This is a genomic window from Magnetospirillum fulvum, from assembly GCF_900108475.1.
GTDB classification, from domain to species: Bacteria; Pseudomonadota; Alphaproteobacteria; order Rhodospirillales; family Magnetospirillaceae; genus Phaeospirillum; species Phaeospirillum fulvum_A.
The window spans coordinates 106,852-122,655 of sequence record NZ_FNWO01000011.1; the positions used below are offsets into that span (position 1 = coordinate 106,852).

A 15,804-nucleotide genomic window follows, 5' to 3' on the forward strand; every position below is an offset into this window, starting at 1 on the left:
GATCAGACCCGCACCAATCCCGGCGCGGCGCGGAGATAATCGGCGAAGGCGGAAAACAACATCCCCCGCCCGCGCACCACCATCACCAACTGAATCCGGGGCAGCGGCGGGAAACCTTCGGCCGCGCCCAGCCGGACCTGATCCGCCCCGATCGCCCCCGCCGGGAGCAGGCCCAGGCCGAGCCCGGCCGAAATCGCGGCGCGGACATTGTCATAAGATGCGCTGACATAGGCGAAGCGGGCCGTTGCCCCCACCCCCTGCAACGCCTCGATCCCGGCCACCCGATAGGGGCAGCCCTCGGGGAAGACGCACAGCGGTAACGGCGCGGTTCCATCGAAGCGGACCCGCTCGCGTCCGACCCACGAGAGCGGCTCGGTCCGCAATATCTCGGCCTCGTCGTCGCCCCCGCCTCCCTCGATCCGATTGAAGATCGCGATATCGAGGTCGCCCGCCCGCACCATCGCGGTGATTTGCGCCGACAGGGCCGAAATCACCTCGATCCGCAGCCGGGGATTGAGGCCAAGACAGCGCGAAATCGCCCCATGCAGGTCGGCGATGGGAAAATCGTCGGGCACGCCGAGCGCGATCCGGCCGCGGAGATCGGGCCGGGTCAAGGCCCCGACCGCCTCGCTCAGGCGGGCGAGAATCTCGCGAGCATGGGGGAGAAAGCGTTGCCCCTCGGCGGTCAGCCCGACGACATGGCCGCGACGGCGGTCGAGCAGACGGGAGTCCAGGGAATCCTCCAGCGCCTTAACGCTTTGGGTCACCGCCGATTGAGTCCGCCCCAGATGCGCGCCCGCAGCGTGAAAGCCACCCTCTTCCGCCACGGCGACAAAGGCGCGCAACTGGTCGAGGGTGATGCGGCGGTCCCCCGCCACACGCGGCAACGATACGTCCATCCGGCCCGCTCCTAATCGGTTTCTCTTATTTATTCAGACTCATTATTAATTTTTCAAGAGAATGCGCCGCTGCGATGGTCAGGGAGGAACTGACCATAGGAGGCCCCCCCGATGACTCCTCCCCTGATGGCCCTGGTGGCGCTGTTCAGCCTGATCTGGAGTTCCGCCTTTGTCGCGGGCAAGATCGCGCTGGTCACGCTCGATCCCTATACCCTGTTGGTCATCCGCTTTGGCCTTGCCGCCGCGTTGATGGCTCCGTTTTGCCCGTGGCGGCGGATTGATCGCCGCGCCCTGCGGGTCGGGGCGATGCTGGGTCTGCTCAACAACGCCCTTTATCTCGGCCTGACCTTTTCCGCCCTGCAACGCCTGCGGCCCGAGATCGTGGTGGTGGTGGTCAGTTGCGCCCCCTTCCTCACCACATTGCTGGCCGTCGCGTTGGGGCAGGAACGCCTCGCCCCGCGCCGGATTGTCGGCATCGCCTGCGGCATCGGCGGAGTCGCGGTGATGACCGGGCTTGTCGGTGCCGCCCGCCCCGACCCGCTGGGGCTGGCCCTGGCCGGAGCCGGAACCCTCGCCTTCGCGGTCGGAACCGTACTGTTTCGTGACAAAGCGGTCGGTCTGCCGGTGTTTCAGCTCAATTTCTGGCAAACCCTGGTCGGTGGTGTCGCCCTGCTCCCGGCGGCGTGGCTGCTGGGCGCGCCGGTCGGATCAGTCACCGTCCCGACGATACTGGCGGTGCTGCATCTGGCGCTGGTCGTCACCATCGGCGGCATGGCGCTTTGGCTGGCGCTGATCCGGGCTCACGGCGCCGGAACCGCCGCCTCGTTCCATCTGCTGAACCCGGTGTTCGGGGTGGCGCTGGCCCATCTGGCGTTCGCCACCCCGCTCCGCCCCGAGGATTTCGCCGGAGCAGCCCTGATCGCGCTGGGACTGGGCCTTGCCGTCATGACACGAGCCCCCGCACGGTCGGGGTAATCAGTTCTTTTCTGTCGCCCCGCACGGATCGGCTTCGCCGCGATGGAGCCGGTCCAGGCTGACGGCAACGGTCCGGGCCAGCCGGGTCGCACCGTCGGCCAAAGCGGCGACGGCTTCGTCGGGGCTGGTGCCGGGCAGCGGCACGACGAACCCGGCGCGGCAGACCGCCGGTCCGCCCTGGGGCAGCCGGCGGACGGTCCATGATCCTTCGACCAGGGCCTGACGGCCGGGGGTGGCGTCGAACCGTTCGATCCGGAGCGCCAGACGATATTGCGGCAGCGGGCTGGCCGCCAGCGCGACCGGAGCGCGATAGGTGTCGGCAGCGCGCAGGCGACGCCACAGCGCGTCGGCGACGATCTGGCGCATCTCGTCGGCCAGCGGCGCGGCCCAGCGGTCGCCTTCCCGCACCTCGACCGGCCGCCCCTCGGACCCGCCCAGCACCAGATCCTGGCGGTTCAGCCGTTCGGGCAGCGCAGGCGGCAACAGCTCGACCAGCATCGCCGCACTCCCCACTCCGGCGGACTCGACCGAATTGGCCCCACCCGACAGAGCGTGATAGCGCGGCGGCGGCGACGATCCGCACCCGGCCAGACCCAGCAGCCCCGCAACGGCGACGGCGGTAAGAAAGATGTGTCTCATCTGTCGTTGTCCTTCTTGCCGCGCAGCAGGGATTCCGGCTGACGGTCCAACGTGTCGGTCAGCGCTTTGAGCGAGCGAGCCGCCTCGGCCAGACCTTGCAGCGCTTGGCGCGTGTCTTGCTGCAACGGCGAATCCGCCGCCGCCTGCGCCTGAAGCGATTCGACCGTCTGGCGCATCTCTTTCAGGCTGTTGCGGACTTCGGGCAACACGTCGCGGTCGGTCTGGCGCAGCACCGCGTCGAGGCTCTTCAGGCTGGCATCGAGGCCGGCCAACACCTTGTGGGTGTCCTGACCCAGCGTGTCGAACGGTATCTTGTCGAGCTTGCGCAGGATGCTCTGGACCTGCTGATACAATTCCTGAAGGTCGCTGGCGACGGTGGGCAGTTCCATCGGATCGGCGGAGGTATCGAACCGCACCGGCGGCGCTTCGGGGAAGAAATCCAGCGCGACGAACAATTGCCCGGTCAACAGGCTGCCGGTCCGCAACTGGGCGCGCAGGCCGCGGCGCACCAGTTCGGCGATCCCCTTCACCCGCGCGGCGGCGGTATCTTTGCCGCCCCGGGCATGCTCGCCGATCGCCAGCCGTTCGGGGAAGACATCGACCATCACCACCGGAGAGAAATCGCCGGTCCGCTTGTCGTAGATGAGGTCGATCGAGCGGACCCGTCCCATCTCGACACCGCGGAAATCGACCGGCGCGCCAACGGTCAGGCCGCGCACGGTCTGATGGAAGCGCAGCAAGACGGTAAAGGCGTTGCCTTCGGGATTTTTCAGCGCCTCGCCATGGTCGGCGGCCAAGGGGAATTCGGCTCCGTCCGGGGCCGGTTCGACCTCGCCCGCGCCGGTCGGCGTTTCGAAAGCGATGCCCCCCATCAGGATCGAGGCCAGCGACTGGGTATCGACCTTGACCCCCCCGGCGTCGATCTTCAAATCGATCCCGCTGGCGTGCCAGAAACGGGCGCTGGTGGTGACGAAATGGTCGTAGGGCGCCTTGACGAAAATCCACAGCGACAGGCTGCGCCCGTCAGGAGCCAGCGCGGTGCGTTCGATATGGCCGACCGGGATGCGGCGGAAGAACACCGGCGAGCCGACGTCGAGCGAGCCGATATCCTCGGCATTCAGCACGAAGCGGCGACCCGGCACCTCCGACGAGACCACCGGCGGATTTTCCAACCCGACGAAGCTGTCGCGGCTTTCGTTCGAATAACCGGCATCGACGCCGATATACGAACCCGACATCAGGGTTTCCAGCCCCGAAACGCCGCTGCCGGCCAGACGCGGCCGCACCACCCAGAAGCGGCTGTCGGCGACGGCGAACTTGCTCGCCTCCTTGACCAGATTGATCGTCACCAGCACCTGCGAGCGGTCGGGGGCCAGATGCAGCGCGGCGACCTCGCCGATATCGACCGCCTTGAACTTGACCTTGGTCTTGCCGGGCTCGATTCCCTCGGCGGTGGCGAAGCTGACGGTGATCGTCGGCCCCTTTTCCCACAGGGCCTGGATCACCAGCGACGCTCCGATCAGCGCCGCCAGCAGCGGCACCAGCCAGACCATCGACGGCACCCAGCGCCGGGGCGGACGAACCACCGGATCGGGAACCGACTGCATCAGATCATCGCTCATCGCATTTCTCGTCATTGTCCCAGATCAAACGGGAATCGAAACTGAAAGAAGCCAGCATCGTCAGCACCACCACCGCGCCGAAAGCGGCCGCTCCCGGTCCGGCCTCGACCATCGCCAGCGAGTGGAACCGGACCAGACCGGCCATCAGGGCGACCACGAACACGTCCAGCATCGACCAGCGGCCGACGAATTCGACGATGCGAAACAACACCATCCGCTGGCGGCGGGTGCGGGCCGAGCCATGACGCACCGAAATCACCAGAAAGCCAAGCGCGCCCATCTTCAGCATTGGAATCAGAATGCTGAAGCTGAAGATCAGCACCGCCAGCCCCATCGAGCCGGTGTTCCAGAAATAGACCACCCCGCTGATGATGGTGTCGTGAGTCTTGCGAAACAGCGAGGTCGTCACCATCACCGGCAACAGATTGGCGGGCAGATACAGGATCATCGCCGCGACCAGCAACGCGAAGGTCCGGTTGAGGCTGTCGGGCTTGCGCCGGTGCAGGGTGGCCCCGCAGCGCGGACAGACGATCGGGTCGGGATGAAGCGGACTGAGCGCGCCGCAATGTTCGCAGCCGATCAGCCCGGCCCGGTTGGCCGTCGCGACGGGGGGGCGCGGGCTCACGGCTCGGTCTCGTCCCACAGTGAGCGCAGATCGAAAGCCAGGATCGACGCCAGCAATATCGTCAGCGCGCCGAACGCCCACAGCGCCACCCCCGGCAGGACGTGAGCCATGTTCGACAGCTTGACCAGGGCGACCAGGACTCCCAGCATGAACACTTCGGTCATTCCCCACGGCCGCATCGATTGAAGGAAGCGCAGCAGCGGCGCAAACCAGGCCGGACGCCGCCTCCCTTTTCGCCGCGCCCGCACCGCCACCGACAACAGCGCCGTCATCGCCACCAGATCAAGCAGCGGAAACAATTGGGTGGTGGCGAACACCAGCACGGCCATCAGACGGCGTTCCTCCGACCACAGGGTCAGGATGCTGCCGGACAAAGTGGCGCTGTTGCTGACGCCCTGCACCTGCATGATAACAATCGGATAGGCGTTGGCGATGATGAAGGTCAGCAACGCCCCGGTCACCAGCCCCAGCATTTGCCCCGGATCGAGCCGCGCCCGCGCGTACAACTTCGCCCCGCAGCGCGGACAGCGCGCCACTTCGCCCCGGTTCAGCCGTCGCTTCCGGTAGAGGGCGTCGCACTCGGAACAGGCGCCCAGCTCTTCCGACATGTCGGTCCGCTTCGTTGGGGTCAAGACGGCACCACCGCCGTCAAACGTCGCTGTGACGTCTCTCTTTCTAACATCCCGGGGCCAAGCCTGTCTGCCCCCGGCTCAAAATCATCAGCCTTGCGCGGATCGAGCGCCTGGTTTTTCGAAAGGGCAGACGGCGGGGTCACACCCGGCGGCGCGCCCGCAGGGCGGCGGTGATGGTGCCGTCGTCGAGATGGTCGAGATCGCCGCCGATCGGCACTCCCTGGGCCAGACCCGATACGGCGGCGCGGCCCCCGGCCAGACGCTCGGCCAGATAATGGGCGGTGGTCTGCCCCTCGACGGTGGCGGGCAGGGCCAGGATCACCTCGGCCAGATCGGGCGCGGCGGCGCGCTCGATCAGCCGGGCGATACCCAGATCGTCGGGACCGATCCCGTCCAGCGCCGACAGCAGCCCGCCCAGCACAAGATAGCGGCCGCGAAAGCTGCCGGTCCGCTCCATCGCCCACAGCGCGGCGACATCCTCGACCACGCAGAGCAGAGCGGGATCGCGGCAGGGATCGGCGCAGATCGCACACGGATCGACGGTGTCGAAATTGCCGCACAGACGGCAGGGACCGACCCGCGCCGCGGCGTCGGTCATCGCGCGGGCCAGCGGCTCCATCAGGGTCTCGCGCCGTTCCAGCAGCTTCAGCGCGGCGCGCCGGGCCGAGCGCGGCCCCAGACCGGGCAACCGCGCCAGCAATTGGATCAGCCGCTCGATTTCGGGTCCGACCATCCTGGTCAAACCCGAACCGAGGCGGCCGGACCCCGCCCTGCGCCGAGTCCGGCCAGCGGGCTCAGAACGGCAGCTTCAGACCAGCGGGCAGCCCCATGCCGCCGGTGATCTTCTCCATCTCTTCCTGCATTACCGCCTCGGCCTTGCTCTTGGCGTCGGCAAAGGCGGCGACGATCAGATCCTCCAGCACCGAGACCTCTTCGGCATTGACCAGCGCCGGATCGATCGTGAGCTTGCGCAGGTCATACTTGCCGGTGATGGTGAGGCGGACCATGCCCGCCCCGGCCGAGCCTTCAACCTCGGTCTCGGCCAGCTTCAGCTGCATCTCGCCCATCTTGGCCTGCATCTGCGAGGCCTGCTTCATCAGATTACCCAGGTTCTTCATAGATCTTCCTCTCCAGGAAACAGTTCGATATCGGGTCCGGCGTCGCCCTCTCCCTCGTCGGGCGCGGGTTCGGGCGACGGTGCCGTATCGAGATCGCGGACGGCCTCGATCGCGGCTCCGGGAAAAGCGGTCATCACCGCCTTGACCAGGGGATGATTAGCGGCGTCCTGACGACGGCGCAACTCGGCTCCCGCTTCCTGCTCGGCCAAGGTCGGTTCGGCCGGATCGGTCGCGTTCAGCGCGACGGTCCAGCGCCGCCCGGTCCATTCCGACAGCAGCCGGGCGACCTTGGGGGCCAAGTCGGACGGGGCCTTCGATTGCTGGCGCCACTCGATCCGACCCGGCGCGAACGAGACCGGATTGACCTGACTGCGCAGACTGACCGCCAGCACGCCTTCGCGCCGCTCGGAAAACAGCGCGACCATGTCGGCAAAGCTGGTCGGCATCGGCGGCAACGCCACCGGAGGCTCCAGCGGAACCGGCTCGGCCCGCAACGCCACCGCGCCGCCGCCACCCGAACCGGACGGAGCCGGTGCGTGGGAGCCGATCGCTTCGACCCGACCACCGCCGGAGGGGGCACCGCCCCCGCCACCGCCCGAGGGGCCACGCGGAGCGGGCAACGCCACCGCGCCCGAGCGAAGCTGTTCGACCAGTTCGGCCGGGCTGGGCAATTCGGCGGCAAAGGCCAACCGCACCACCGCCATTTCGGCGGCCTGGATCGGGCTGGGGGCGGAGCGGGTCTCGGCCAGCCCTTTCAACAACATCTGCCAGGCACGGGTCAGCGCCGCCAGCGACAGCTTGGTCGCCATCTCGGCACCCCGCACCCGCTCGGTTTCCGAGACGCCTGCGGTATCGGCGGCGGCGGGCGAAACCTTCAGCCGGGTCAGCCAGTGGACCAGTTCCAGCATGTCCTGGATCACCACCACCGGATCGGCACCGGCGGCGTATTGCTGGTCGATCAGGTCGAGCGCGGGGGCGATCTCGCCCTTGAACACCGCGTCGAGCAGATCGAACACGCGGGCGCGGTCGGCCAGACCCAGCATGTCGCGGACCTGGGCCTCGGAGACCTGACGGCCGCCATGGCTGATCGCCTGATCGAGCAGAGACAGGCCGTCGCGGACCGAACCATCGGCGGCCCGCGCGATCATCGCCAGCGCGCCCGGCTCGATCTCGGCCTCTTCCTTGGCGGCGATCGCGGCGAAATGGCGGGACAGCACATCCATCTCGACCCGGCGCAGGTCGAAACGCTGGCAGCGCGACAGCACCGTCACCGGCACCTTGCGGATTTCGGTGGTGCAGAACACGAACTTCATGTGTTCCGGCGGTTCCTCAAGCGTCTTCAGCAGCGCGTTCCACGCCTTTTCCGACAGCATGTGGACTTCGTCGAGGATGAATACCTTGTAGCGCGCCGAGGTCGGGCGATAGCGCACCTGATTGGTCAGCTCGCGGATATCGTCGATGCCGGTGCGGCTGGCGGCGTCCATCTCCAGGATATCGACGTGACGGTCCTCGGCGATGGCGCGGCAATGCTCGCACACCCCGCACGGCTCGATCGTCGGGCCGCCCTTGCCGTCGGGGCCGATGCAATTAAGGGCGCGGGCGATGATGCGGGCGGTGGTGGTCTTGCCCACCCCGCGCACGCCGGTCAGGACGAAGGCATGGGCGAGACGGCCGCCGCGAATCGCATTGGACAGGGTGCGAACCATCGCCTCCTGCCCGATCAATCCGGCAAAATCGGTTGGCCGGTACTTGCGGGCCAAGACGCGGTACGGAGCGGGGGCGGGGCTGTCGGTCATCGCGGCAGAATATATCGCGCCGCCGCCGAAGCAAAGTCCCGCGCGGCCCCGGTAATGTCTCAGTTTGAAATCTCGGCCCCGCGCTTTTTGTAGGGGCCGCGCTTCGGCGCCTCCGCCCGCGCGTCGATCAGCGCAACAATGTCCTCCATGCTCCACAGCCGATCCGTCACCTTACGCGGCCATCGCGGGCGTGACCTTCAGCGTCTTATGGATGCGGACGAAGATGTAGAACATGAAGTAGAACGCCAGCGCGTGACAGTGGTTTTCCAGCTTCTTCGAGAAGGCGTTCGTGAGCCGGGTTAACCGACGCATTCTGCAAAAACAATAAAAAATATACAAATCCTATTCTGCGTTCCCCCACCGCGTCGCCGCCGCCTTCCGGGCAATCTCGGCCCGCTGCTCTGGCGTCAAAGCCTCGGCGCGGGCCTTGCCGCCCTTGGCCCCCAGCGCCTTCGCAGCCGGGTCTTTGCCGTCGTCCGGTTCGGTGGGTTCGTCGATCTCGCCCGTGGCGATGCGGGCAACCATGATAGCGGCGCCGATCACGTCGGCGGGCCGCTTCTGTCCTTGGGGGCCTTTAGGCGTCATGTTTTCTCGAATTGCGCAGTGTAGTGAACGCCGTGTCCGAAGCTGATCGGACTCCCCTTGCCGATCCTTTCCAAGAGCGTGAAATAACGCGGATCGTTACGCCTCAGTGAGGCGCCGATAATCTCGTCTTCGGAAAGATTCTGCGAGACGAGACGCTGGAGAAGTGTACAAACCTCGTCTTCGGAAAGAGCGCCTGATATGGACCACTCCCCTTTTTGGTCGAGACCGTCGTACTTCCGAATTTTCCACGCCCCTGCCATTAGAGCCTCCACATGCTTTCCGCTAAGCATATAGGAGGTGGGGCGCCGAACGCCACCCCGTCAAGGCGGATCAGATTTCAAACTGAAACACTACCGCGCCCGTGGCGCGCTGAAATCTTGCCGACGCAAGTCGGCATGGGTTATTCTACCCAGGGTTTCAAGGACTGTCCGATCGCATCCCAGGAGGACGACATGGATGTCAATCCGGTTCCTGCCGCCAATGCGTTTTTGCAATATTTCTTCCCGTTCGTCGCTCCCAGCGGCAACGCCCAGAACGGTTGGTTCGACGGCTGGTTCAGCCCGACCATCACCTTGAACGCCGCCGGAGATCCGGCAACCGAACTAACCCTGGTCAACGGGGTAATGTCCTATGGCCGCCAGATCGGGATCGTGATGGATGCGCTGGCGGTGGTGCAAAAGCACATCGACCGCAGCACGCTGACCGACCGGGAGAAAGAAGCGCTGGAGCGGCTCGACGCGGCCAAGACGGCGATTGATGCGGTCAAGGCTCTGCGGAAGCGCAAAAGCGGCCGGACGTCGTAGAGGATGGAGTGAGGTGGGAGACCGGACAACGACCCAAATCTGAAATCGTTGCGGCTGCTTCCTTCCGGACCTGACCGGGTTGGCGATAGATTCGTCCGCCGCCGATCTCCCGGGCGTTTATCTACAGGCGCCGCGACCGGCTGGCAAGCACAAAAAATCGCCGGGAACGGCGCGGACGTTCCCTATCCCAGCAGAGCATCGACCGGAACGGCCAGGGCAGCAGCTAGGCTCTTATAGGCCTCGACCGAGCCCGGCTTTTTCCCGGTCTCGATTTCGCTCAGATAGGCCTTCGATACCTTGGCGGCCTCGGCCAGCGCCACCGCGCTCAGGGCGCGGTACTCGCGCCAGACCCGAACGGGATGGTCGCCATTGATGATCCGCATCGCGAAGTCATGCGGCAAGGTAACCCCGGTCCGCGCGGCATGACCGGCAAGGATGTCATCTAGATCCTCGATCCGGGTCTGCATCGCCTCATATTCGGCACGCGGGATGGTGACGGTGTCAGAGTTGGTCATAGACGTCTCTCCGGTGGCGGACGCGGATGACGGTCATCACGGTGGCGATGTCGTCATCAAGCGAGAAGATCACCCGGTAATCACCGACACGCAGACGGAAAAAGGGCGATCCCGTCAGATGCTTCACATTGTTGGCCTGCGACGCGGGCACATCGGCATAGGACACAATCTTGGCGACGATGCGCTCGCGGGTCTTGGGCTCGATGGCCTTCAGATCCTTGATCGCTTTGATCTCATAAACGATTTGCATCTGGAGGCGTCCCGTCAAGCCTCACCACATTCGCCAATAGCGAACAACGATGCAAGCGATAAATCGCTCCCAGCGAACGCCAAAGCTCAAACAGAATCAGAAACCGCCCCCTGCCGACTGCGGAGAGGAACGATTCGTTCGATAAAAGGGGGAATGGGGCGAGTGATCGGATTCGAACCGACGACATCCAGGACCACAACCTGGCGCTCTAACCAACTGAGCTACACCCGCCACCGGGGAGGCGGAATGTGTAGCGAACACCCCGCCCCGCGTCAAGCACCTTATTCACGTCGGCCCGGCCAAACCGCTCATCCCAGCGCGGTATCTAGTCCCATCATCACCGCGAAGCCGACCATCAGCCCCAACGTCGCCGGAGTCTGGTGACCGTTGCGGTGGGTTTCCGGGATCACTTCGTGTGAGACGACAAAGATCATCGCGCCCGCCGCCAGCCCGAGGCCGATCGGATAGGCCAGGGCAAAGCCGCTCGACAGACCGACGCCAAGCAGCGAGCCCAACGGCTCCATCAGACCCGAGGCGGCAGCCAGAACCGCCGCCCGCCCGACTCCCAGCCCGGCGGCGCGGAGCGCGATCGCCACCGCCAGCCCTTCGGGGACGTCCTGCAACGCGATCGCGGTGGTCAGCGGCAAGCCGACCGACAGATCGCCCTGGGCGAAGCTGACGCCGATCGCCATTCCCTCGGGCAGATTGTGCAAGGTGATCGCCAGGACGAACAGCCACACCCGCGACACCCGCGCCGATCCCGGACCGCACGGGCCGGTATGCGGGTGTTCGTGGGGAAAGAAGCGGTCGAGCCCCAGCATCAACGCCACCCCCAGCGCCAGCCCGACGGTCACCACCAGCGCCGCCAACGGCCCGCTGCCGGTGATCTCGCGCCCCGCCGCCAGACCGGGCAGCAGCAACGAGAACGAACTGGCCGCCAGCATCATCCCGGCGGCAAAGCCGAGCAGACTATCCTCGGCCCGGCTGGAGAGATTGCGCAACAGCACCCCCGCCGCCGCCCCCAGCGCGGTCGCGACGAACCCGGCCAGACCGCCCAGCGCGGCCAGACCCAGCATGTCGGCCTTGTCGGGCTTGAGCGCGCCGATCCCACCCGCCGCAAGCAGGACCAGCACCGTCGCCAAGGCCGCTGCCAGCCCCAGAGCCGGGATGGGGCGCCGCCGGGCCTCGGCCCAGGCGCTGACCGCCCATCCTTGGGAGCGAGGGGGGAGAGTGATGGCGGGATCGTGCGTCATGGTCGGCCCTCTTTTTAGAATTAGTCTATTATAGTCGATGATCGGTTGCCGCGCCACCCCGCGCGATCAGGTCGGAGGTGTTATTGCGATTCTTTCTCATTCGCATTATGATGACCTCCTTCGCTCCAGCCGGGAAGAGTTCAGGATGCGTCTGCTGCTCAATCAGATCTATGAATTCCGCAAAGGGGTGCGCTCCCTGTTCATGCTGACGGCGACCGGATGCGAGATTGCTCAAATCCGCCTGCGGCTGGACCGCGAGGGGATCGACCATTTTCCGCATTTCGTCAGCCCGACCAAGGCCAACATCTTCTTTGGCCGCGGGCCATGGGTCGAGACGGCGAAGCGGATCGTCACCGGCCCGCTTAACCAATTGTCGCCGGAAGAGGATTTCATCCTGGGCACCCTGCTCGGCTATGACGGCGAGGGGCAATGCCGCCGCTATCTGACCCGCCGCAACCGTCACGACGACTGCCCTCCGGTCAGCGAACGGCGGACGGATTGGCAGGGGGCAAGCGCCGGGGTATAGTTCGCCTCATCATGAGCAAAGCCCCGGATGCCGCCGATCCCACCGGTTCCTCCGCCGAACCGAAGCAGCCCAGCCAGACCGATCTGTTGATGCGGGTGGCAAAGACGATGCCGCTGCAAATGGTGCTGGCCAAAAGCCTGTCCTTCGCCTGGAAGGCGGCGACCCGCCCGCTCCGCGAACTGGTGACCGGGCGAAGCAGCCCCTATCTCGATCCGCTGGCGGCCGGAACACTGACGCCGATCCTGGGCAACGTCGATTTCAGCGTCGCCGCCGCTAATGCCGAGACGATCCGGGCGCTGACTTCGTTGTGGCTCGACCATCGCTTCGACCTGCTCGGTTCGGGCTGGGTCCGGGTCGCCCATGGCGAGACCTATCCCGGCTTCGCCGGTAACCAATACGGTCCCGGCCCCGTGCTGCCGCCCGACTGGCGCAAGGCGGTTGCCGCTTCGCACCGGCCCGGCGCCCGCGCTCCGGCCCGCGCCCTGCTCGATTGCATCGCCGATCCCGACTGGCGGCCGATCGATTGGATGGTCGATTTCCGCTCGGGCTATCGCTGGTCGACCCGGGATTGGGGCCGCGCCGTCAGCGGCGGCCAGCCGGGACTCGACATCAAGTTGCCGTGGGAACTGGCCCGCTTCCAGCACGCCCCGGTGTTGGCCCAGGCCCACGCTTTGGCCGCGCGGGGCATCCCCGGCTTCCCCGCGCCCGAGCGGATCGCCGCCGAATTTTGCCATCAGGTGCTCGATTTCCTGGGAGCCAACCCGCCGGGCTGGGGGCCGAACTGGTCGTGTCCGATGGATGTCGCGATCCGCGCCGCCAACCTGCTGGTCGCCTGGGATCTGTTCCGGGCGCAAGGCGTTGTGTTCGAGCCCGCCTTCGATGCCGCCCTGGCCGCCGCCGCCCTGGCCCATGGCCGCTTCGTCTTCCGTTTCCTCGAATGGCACGAGACCTATCGCGCCAATCATTATCTGGCCGATCTGTGCGGGCTGGCCTTCGTCGCCGCCTATCTGCCCGAGGCGGAGGAAAGCAAAAGCTGGCTGGGCTATGCCGCCGACGAACTCGAGGCCGAGATTTTGCGCCAGTTCGCCGCCGATGGCGGCTGCTTCGAAGCCTCGATTGCCTATCACCGCCTGTCGGCGGAGATGGCGCTTTATACCGCCGCCCTGCTGGCCGGGCGCGGTCGCCCGCTGTCGGTCGAGGCGCAGGGACGCCTTGCCGCCGCGTTGCGCTTCGCCGCCGCGAGCACCCTTCCCTCGGGCCTGATGATCCAGATCGGCGACACCGATTCCGGCCGTTTTTTCAAGGCCGCGCCGCTGTGCGATCCCGGCTCTGACGGGCCGGTCGAGCGGATACTCGATCCCGCCGAACTGTTCGCCGCCGGGCGTGGCCTGTTCGACCACAATCCGCTTGCGTCGATCCCGCCCCAGGCCGAATTCGCCACAATTCTGGCCGCCGCCTTGGCCGGGGGCACCCGCTTTGCCGAAACCGCGCCGCCGTTGCCCGTCCTCGCCGAACGACCGATCTTTGCCAGTCCGGCCGGGCTGGTGGTGCGGATCGTGCCGCCCGATTCCACCGCGCTGGAGGGGCTGGAGCCGTTGGCCTTTACCGAATTCGGCCTCTATCTGTGGCGCGGCCCTCGCGCCCTGATCGCGGTCCGCTGCGGACCGATCGGCCAGAACGGACGCGGCGGTCACGCCCATAACGACCAGTTGGCGGTCGAGATCGAAATCGACGGGGTGGCCTGGGCCCGCGATCCCGGATCTTATGTGTTTGGCTCGGATTTGCTGGCGCGCGACCGCTATCGCTCGGCCCTGGCCCATTTCGTCCCCCGCCACGGCGACGCCGAACCGGCCGAGATGCTGGCCCCGTTCCGGCTGGAAGACCGCGCCCAGGCCGAAGCGATCCGCTTCGGGGCGGATTTCATCGGGACGCATCGGGGATTCGACGAGGTGGTAACCCGCCGTGTCGCGATCGAAGACGGCGCGATCGTGATCGAGGATCGCCCGGCCGAGGCGGTGACGCATATCGTCCGCTCGCCTGCGGAATTAGCCGCGCTGTGGGGGCTGACCTTGCCGTTCTCGCCCGGCTATGGCCGACGGCTCTGATTTTGGCGGGCGAGCGCCCGCCCCGATCAGGAAATAATGTCGAAGGTTTCGCTGGCTTCGGTCAATTGCAGCATCCTGAGCACGGTATCGCGCGGATGCAACAGCGACAGGGATGAACCGACCGCAGCCAGTTCCTCATGAGCGATATAGAGCAGCCCCAGACCGACAGAATCAATATGAGTCAGGGTGGCAAGATCGAAGACAACTTTTCCACCGCGAATCTTCGCAATACGTTCAACGATCGCCTGAAAGTCCTCGTTGGCAGCGAAATTCAACTGACCCGTCAACGTGACATGGGTGACGCCGCCCTGTTCGGAAAAACGGTAGTCCATCTACGAATGCTCCCTGTCGCTCGTGCGGACTATAACTTTGGCCTTCACCGAACGCCAGTAGCTTCGACCGGCGCGGCCGGGATGAAAGTTCGGTGACAGCGACCAGGGGACACGCGATCGCCCCGCCCGTCGTGATATGCTGTTTTTCCCCTTTCCTGTTGCTCGGATTTCATGACCTCCGACTCTCCCCTTCCCGCCGGTTCCAGCGGAACCGGACGGCTGTCCGCCCAGGTTCTGCTGCTGGGCGAACGATTGGACACCCGCCGCCTTGAAGAAGGCCAGGTGCTTGGCACCGCCCCCCTGATCATCCGCGCTGGCAAGGACGGCTTTGCCGTGCTGTTCCGCTATGGCGTGGCGGTTCTGTTCGGCCTGGACCCGATGGAAGAGGCGGTGTTCCTCGCCTCGCTGGCGAAGCTGGTCGCGGAACCGATGCCGGTCCAGGCCCGCGCCTCGACCGATCTGGTGATCGTCCCCGGCGGCGAGGACCGGGTCGATCAAACCGGGATCATCTCGCTGACCGACACCTGTCCGGAACGCCTGCAACTGGTCGCCGAGATGATGGCCCGCGATCTGGTGCTCGATCATTACGAAACCCGGATCGCCCGCGTGTTCGACAGTATCGAGCCGCTGGCCGCCTCGCTGGGCAAGCGCAGCCTGCGTCACCTGCGGACCCGCGACCTTTTGGCCCAGATCGGCGAGGTTCTGCTGGCCGAGCATCGGATGGTCGGCCGCGTCGAATTGCTCGACAGCCCCGAAGTGCTGTGGGTCAAACCCGAACTGGAACGTCTGTTCATCCGGCTGGAGCGTGAATACGATTTGTCGGCGCGCAACCGGGCACTCGACCGCAAGCTGGAAGTGATCTCCGACACCGCCGAGACCTTGCTTGATCTGATCCAGACCCGCAGCAGCATGAAGGTCGAGTGGTACATCGTCTTTCTTATTATGTTCGAAATTCTACTGACGATTGTTCAGATGGCCCAGGGAGCCGGTCCCTGGCACTAGAGCCGATTTCGGCCTGACTCCGACCAGATTGAAATTCGTTCTAAACAGCCTTCCCGATTTTAAACAAAAGGAATAGCATCGGCAAAGGTCATAGACACCGTTGTATGGGGTCGCCACCCACGAGGAG

The 15,804-nt window shown here is 65.8% G+C and carries 18 protein-coding genes, 1 tRNA gene, 1 other RNA gene and 1 pseudogene; 5 read left to right on the forward strand and 16 right to left on the reverse strand.

Translation table 11 applies throughout. The features are described 5' to 3' along the window. Positions 1-2: 2 nt before the first annotated feature. A complete protein-coding gene (locus BLW40_RS13110; protein WP_074769296.1) occupies positions 3-899 on the reverse strand; it encodes a LysR substrate-binding domain-containing protein in 897 nt (298 codons plus the stop codon). A gap of 111 nt (positions 900-1,010) precedes the next feature. On the opposite strand from BLW40_RS13110, the gene BLW40_RS13115 reads away from it, so the two are divergent. After that, on the forward strand, positions 1,011-1,874 hold the full coding sequence (locus tag BLW40_RS13115; protein WP_074769298.1) for a DMT family transporter: 864 nt from the start codon (positions 1,011-1,013) through the stop codon (positions 1,872-1,874). Here the strand turns inward: BLW40_RS13115 and BLW40_RS13120 are convergent, their stop codons facing one another. The 9 genes and pseudogenes from BLW40_RS13120 to BLW40_RS13160 form a co-directional block, all read right to left on the reverse strand. Then, positions 1,875-2,513, reverse strand: a complete 639-nt coding sequence (locus BLW40_RS13120) for a PqiC family protein (RefSeq protein WP_074769300.1) — start codon at positions 2,511-2,513, stop codon at positions 1,875-1,877. Further along, entirely contained in the window at positions 2,510-4,135 is a 1,626-nt protein-coding gene (locus BLW40_RS13125; RefSeq protein ID WP_244511188.1) for a PqiB family protein, read from the reverse strand. The genes BLW40_RS13120 and BLW40_RS13125 overlap by 4 nt, the downstream gene beginning before the upstream one ends. Then, the gene (locus BLW40_RS13130) at positions 4,125-4,760 is read right to left on the reverse strand and encodes a paraquat-inducible protein A (protein ID WP_074769304.1); all 636 of its coding nucleotides are present in this window, start codon (positions 4,758-4,760) and stop codon (positions 4,125-4,127) included. The genes BLW40_RS13125 and BLW40_RS13130 overlap by 11 nt, the downstream gene beginning before the upstream one ends. After that, positions 4,757-5,368 carry a paraquat-inducible protein A gene (locus tag BLW40_RS13135; protein ID WP_074769407.1) on the reverse strand — a complete coding sequence of 204 codons (612 nt, stop codon included), beginning with the start codon at positions 5,366-5,368 and terminating at the stop codon, positions 4,757-4,759. Before BLW40_RS13135 ends, BLW40_RS13130 begins: the two co-directional genes overlap by 4 nt. 163 nt (positions 5,369-5,531) lie before the next feature. After that, entirely contained in the window at positions 5,532-6,125 is a 594-nt protein-coding gene (gene recR, locus BLW40_RS13140; RefSeq protein WP_074769305.1) for a recombination mediator RecR, read from the reverse strand. A 61-nt stretch (positions 6,126-6,186) separates the two neighbouring features. After that, positions 6,187-6,510 carry a YbaB/EbfC family nucleoid-associated protein gene (locus BLW40_RS13145; RefSeq protein ID WP_074769307.1) on the reverse strand — a complete coding sequence of 108 codons (324 nt, stop codon included), beginning with the start codon at positions 6,508-6,510 and terminating at the stop codon, positions 6,187-6,189. After that, complete coding sequence (locus tag BLW40_RS13150; protein WP_074769309.1) at positions 6,507-8,306, reverse strand: DNA polymerase III subunit gamma/tau; 1,800 nt, start codon at positions 8,304-8,306, stop codon at positions 6,507-6,509. The genes BLW40_RS13145 and BLW40_RS13150 overlap by 4 nt, the downstream gene beginning before the upstream one ends. A 59-nt stretch (positions 8,307-8,365) precedes the next feature. Further along, positions 8,366-8,618, reverse strand: a pseudogene (locus BLW40_RS13155) (IS1 family transposase); the annotation flags it as partial. Positions 8,619-8,648: 30 nt separating this feature from the next. Next, a complete protein-coding gene (locus BLW40_RS13160) occupies positions 8,649-8,891 on the reverse strand; it encodes an RNA-binding protein (RefSeq protein WP_074769311.1) in 243 nt (80 codons plus the stop codon). Positions 8,892-9,343: 452 nt separating this feature from the next. Between BLW40_RS13160 and BLW40_RS13170 the strand changes: the two genes are divergently transcribed. Continuing rightward, the gene (locus BLW40_RS13170) at positions 9,344-9,694 is read left to right on the forward strand and encodes a hypothetical protein (RefSeq protein ID WP_074769315.1); all 351 of its coding nucleotides are present in this window, start codon (positions 9,344-9,346) and stop codon (positions 9,692-9,694) included. Between the two features lie 12 nt (positions 9,695-9,706). Here BLW40_RS13170 and ffs read toward each other — a convergent pair. From ffs to BLW40_RS13195, 5 genes are all read right to left on the reverse strand, one after another. Further along, positions 9,707-9,805, reverse strand: an RNA gene (ffs, locus tag BLW40_RS13175) — signal recognition particle sRNA small type. Positions 9,806-9,876: 71 nt separating this feature from the next. Next, entirely contained in the window at positions 9,877-10,209 is a 333-nt protein-coding gene (locus BLW40_RS13180; RefSeq protein ID WP_074769317.1) for a helix-turn-helix domain-containing protein, read from the reverse strand. Further along, positions 10,196-10,459, reverse strand: a complete 264-nt coding sequence (locus BLW40_RS13185; RefSeq protein ID WP_074769319.1) for a type II toxin-antitoxin system RelE family toxin — start codon at positions 10,457-10,459, stop codon at positions 10,196-10,198. Before BLW40_RS13185 ends, BLW40_RS13180 begins: the two co-directional genes overlap by 14 nt. Before the next feature lie 154 nt (positions 10,460-10,613). Further along, positions 10,614-10,690, reverse strand: a tRNA-His gene (locus BLW40_RS13190). 77 nt (positions 10,691-10,767) lie between these two features. After that, positions 10,768-11,712: a ZIP family metal transporter gene (locus tag BLW40_RS13195; RefSeq protein ID WP_074769321.1), complete on the reverse strand. Its 945-nt coding sequence runs from the start codon at positions 11,710-11,712 to the stop codon at positions 10,768-10,770. A gap of 145 nt (positions 11,713-11,857) precedes the next feature. On the opposite strand from BLW40_RS13195, the gene BLW40_RS13200 reads away from it, so the two are divergent. Continuing rightward, on the forward strand, positions 11,858-12,238 hold the full coding sequence (locus BLW40_RS13200) for a DUF2023 family protein (protein ID WP_074769409.1): 381 nt from the start codon (positions 11,858-11,860) through the stop codon (positions 12,236-12,238). Between the two features lie 11 nt (positions 12,239-12,249). After that, positions 12,250-14,343 carry a heparinase II/III family protein gene (locus tag BLW40_RS13205; RefSeq protein ID WP_074769323.1) on the forward strand — a complete coding sequence of 698 codons (2,094 nt, stop codon included), beginning with the start codon at positions 12,250-12,252 and terminating at the stop codon, positions 14,341-14,343. Between the two features lie 26 nt (positions 14,344-14,369). On the opposite strand, the gene BLW40_RS13210 is transcribed toward BLW40_RS13205, so the two are convergent. Further along, positions 14,370-14,675, reverse strand: coding sequence for an STAS domain-containing protein (locus tag BLW40_RS13210; protein ID WP_074769325.1), 306 nt, complete (start codon positions 14,673-14,675; stop codon positions 14,370-14,372). A 171-nt stretch (positions 14,676-14,846) separates the two neighbouring features. On the opposite strand from BLW40_RS13210, the gene BLW40_RS13215 reads away from it, so the two are divergent. After that, complete coding sequence (locus BLW40_RS13215) at positions 14,847-15,677, forward strand: RMD1 family protein (RefSeq protein ID WP_074769327.1); 831 nt, start codon at positions 14,847-14,849, stop codon at positions 15,675-15,677. Positions 15,678-15,804 lie beyond the last annotated feature (127 nt).

Bases quoted from the DNA above. Each gene is read 5' to 3' on its own strand.
- BLW40_RS13160 (WP_074769311.1), bottom strand. From the start codon at position 8,891: ATGACGCCTAAAGGCCCCCAAGGACAGAAGCGGCCCGCCGACGTGATC.
- BLW40_RS13170 (WP_074769315.1), top strand. From the start codon at position 9,344: ATGGATGTCAATCCGGTTCCTGCCGCCAATGCGTTTTTGCAATATTTC.
- BLW40_RS13180 (WP_074769317.1), bottom strand. From the start codon at position 10,209: ATGACCAACTCTGACACCGTCACCATCCCGCGTGCCGAATATGAGGCG.
- BLW40_RS13120 (WP_074769300.1), bottom strand. From the start codon at position 2,513: ATGAGACACATCTTTCTTACCGCCGTCGCCGTTGCGGGGCTGCTGGGT.
- BLW40_RS13210 (WP_074769325.1), bottom strand. From the start codon at position 14,675: ATGGACTACCGTTTTTCCGAACAGGGCGGCGTCACCCATGTCACGTTG.
- BLW40_RS13125 (WP_244511188.1), bottom strand. From the start codon at position 4,135: ATGAGCGATGATCTGATGCAGTCGGTTCCCGATCCGGTGGTTCGTCCG.
- recR (WP_074769305.1), bottom strand. From the start codon at position 6,125: ATGGTCGGACCCGAAATCGAGCGGCTGATCCAATTGCTGGCGCGGTTG.
- BLW40_RS13150 (WP_074769309.1), bottom strand. From the start codon at position 8,306: ATGACCGACAGCCCCGCCCCCGCTCCGTACCGCGTCTTGGCCCGCAAG.
- BLW40_RS13115 (WP_074769298.1), top strand. From the start codon at position 1,011: ATGACTCCTCCCCTGATGGCCCTGGTGGCGCTGTTCAGCCTGATCTGG.
- BLW40_RS13135 (WP_074769407.1), bottom strand. From the start codon at position 5,368: ATGTCGGAAGAGCTGGGCGCCTGTTCCGAGTGCGACGCCCTCTACCGG.
- BLW40_RS13110 (WP_074769296.1), bottom strand. From the start codon at position 899: ATGGACGTATCGTTGCCGCGTGTGGCGGGGGACCGCCGCATCACCCTC.
- BLW40_RS13205 (WP_074769323.1), top strand. From the start codon at position 12,250: ATGAGCAAAGCCCCGGATGCCGCCGATCCCACCGGTTCCTCCGCCGAA.
- BLW40_RS13145 (WP_074769307.1), bottom strand. From the start codon at position 6,510: ATGAAGAACCTGGGTAATCTGATGAAGCAGGCCTCGCAGATGCAGGCC.
- BLW40_RS13215 (WP_074769327.1), top strand. From the start codon at position 14,847: ATGACCTCCGACTCTCCCCTTCCCGCCGGTTCCAGCGGAACCGGACGG.
- BLW40_RS13195 (WP_074769321.1), bottom strand. From the start codon at position 11,712: ATGACGCACGATCCCGCCATCACTCTCCCCCCTCGCTCCCAAGGATGG.
- BLW40_RS13200 (WP_074769409.1), top strand. From the start codon at position 11,858: ATGCGTCTGCTGCTCAATCAGATCTATGAATTCCGCAAAGGGGTGCGC.
- BLW40_RS13185 (WP_074769319.1), bottom strand. From the start codon at position 10,459: ATGCAAATCGTTTATGAGATCAAAGCGATCAAGGATCTGAAGGCCATC.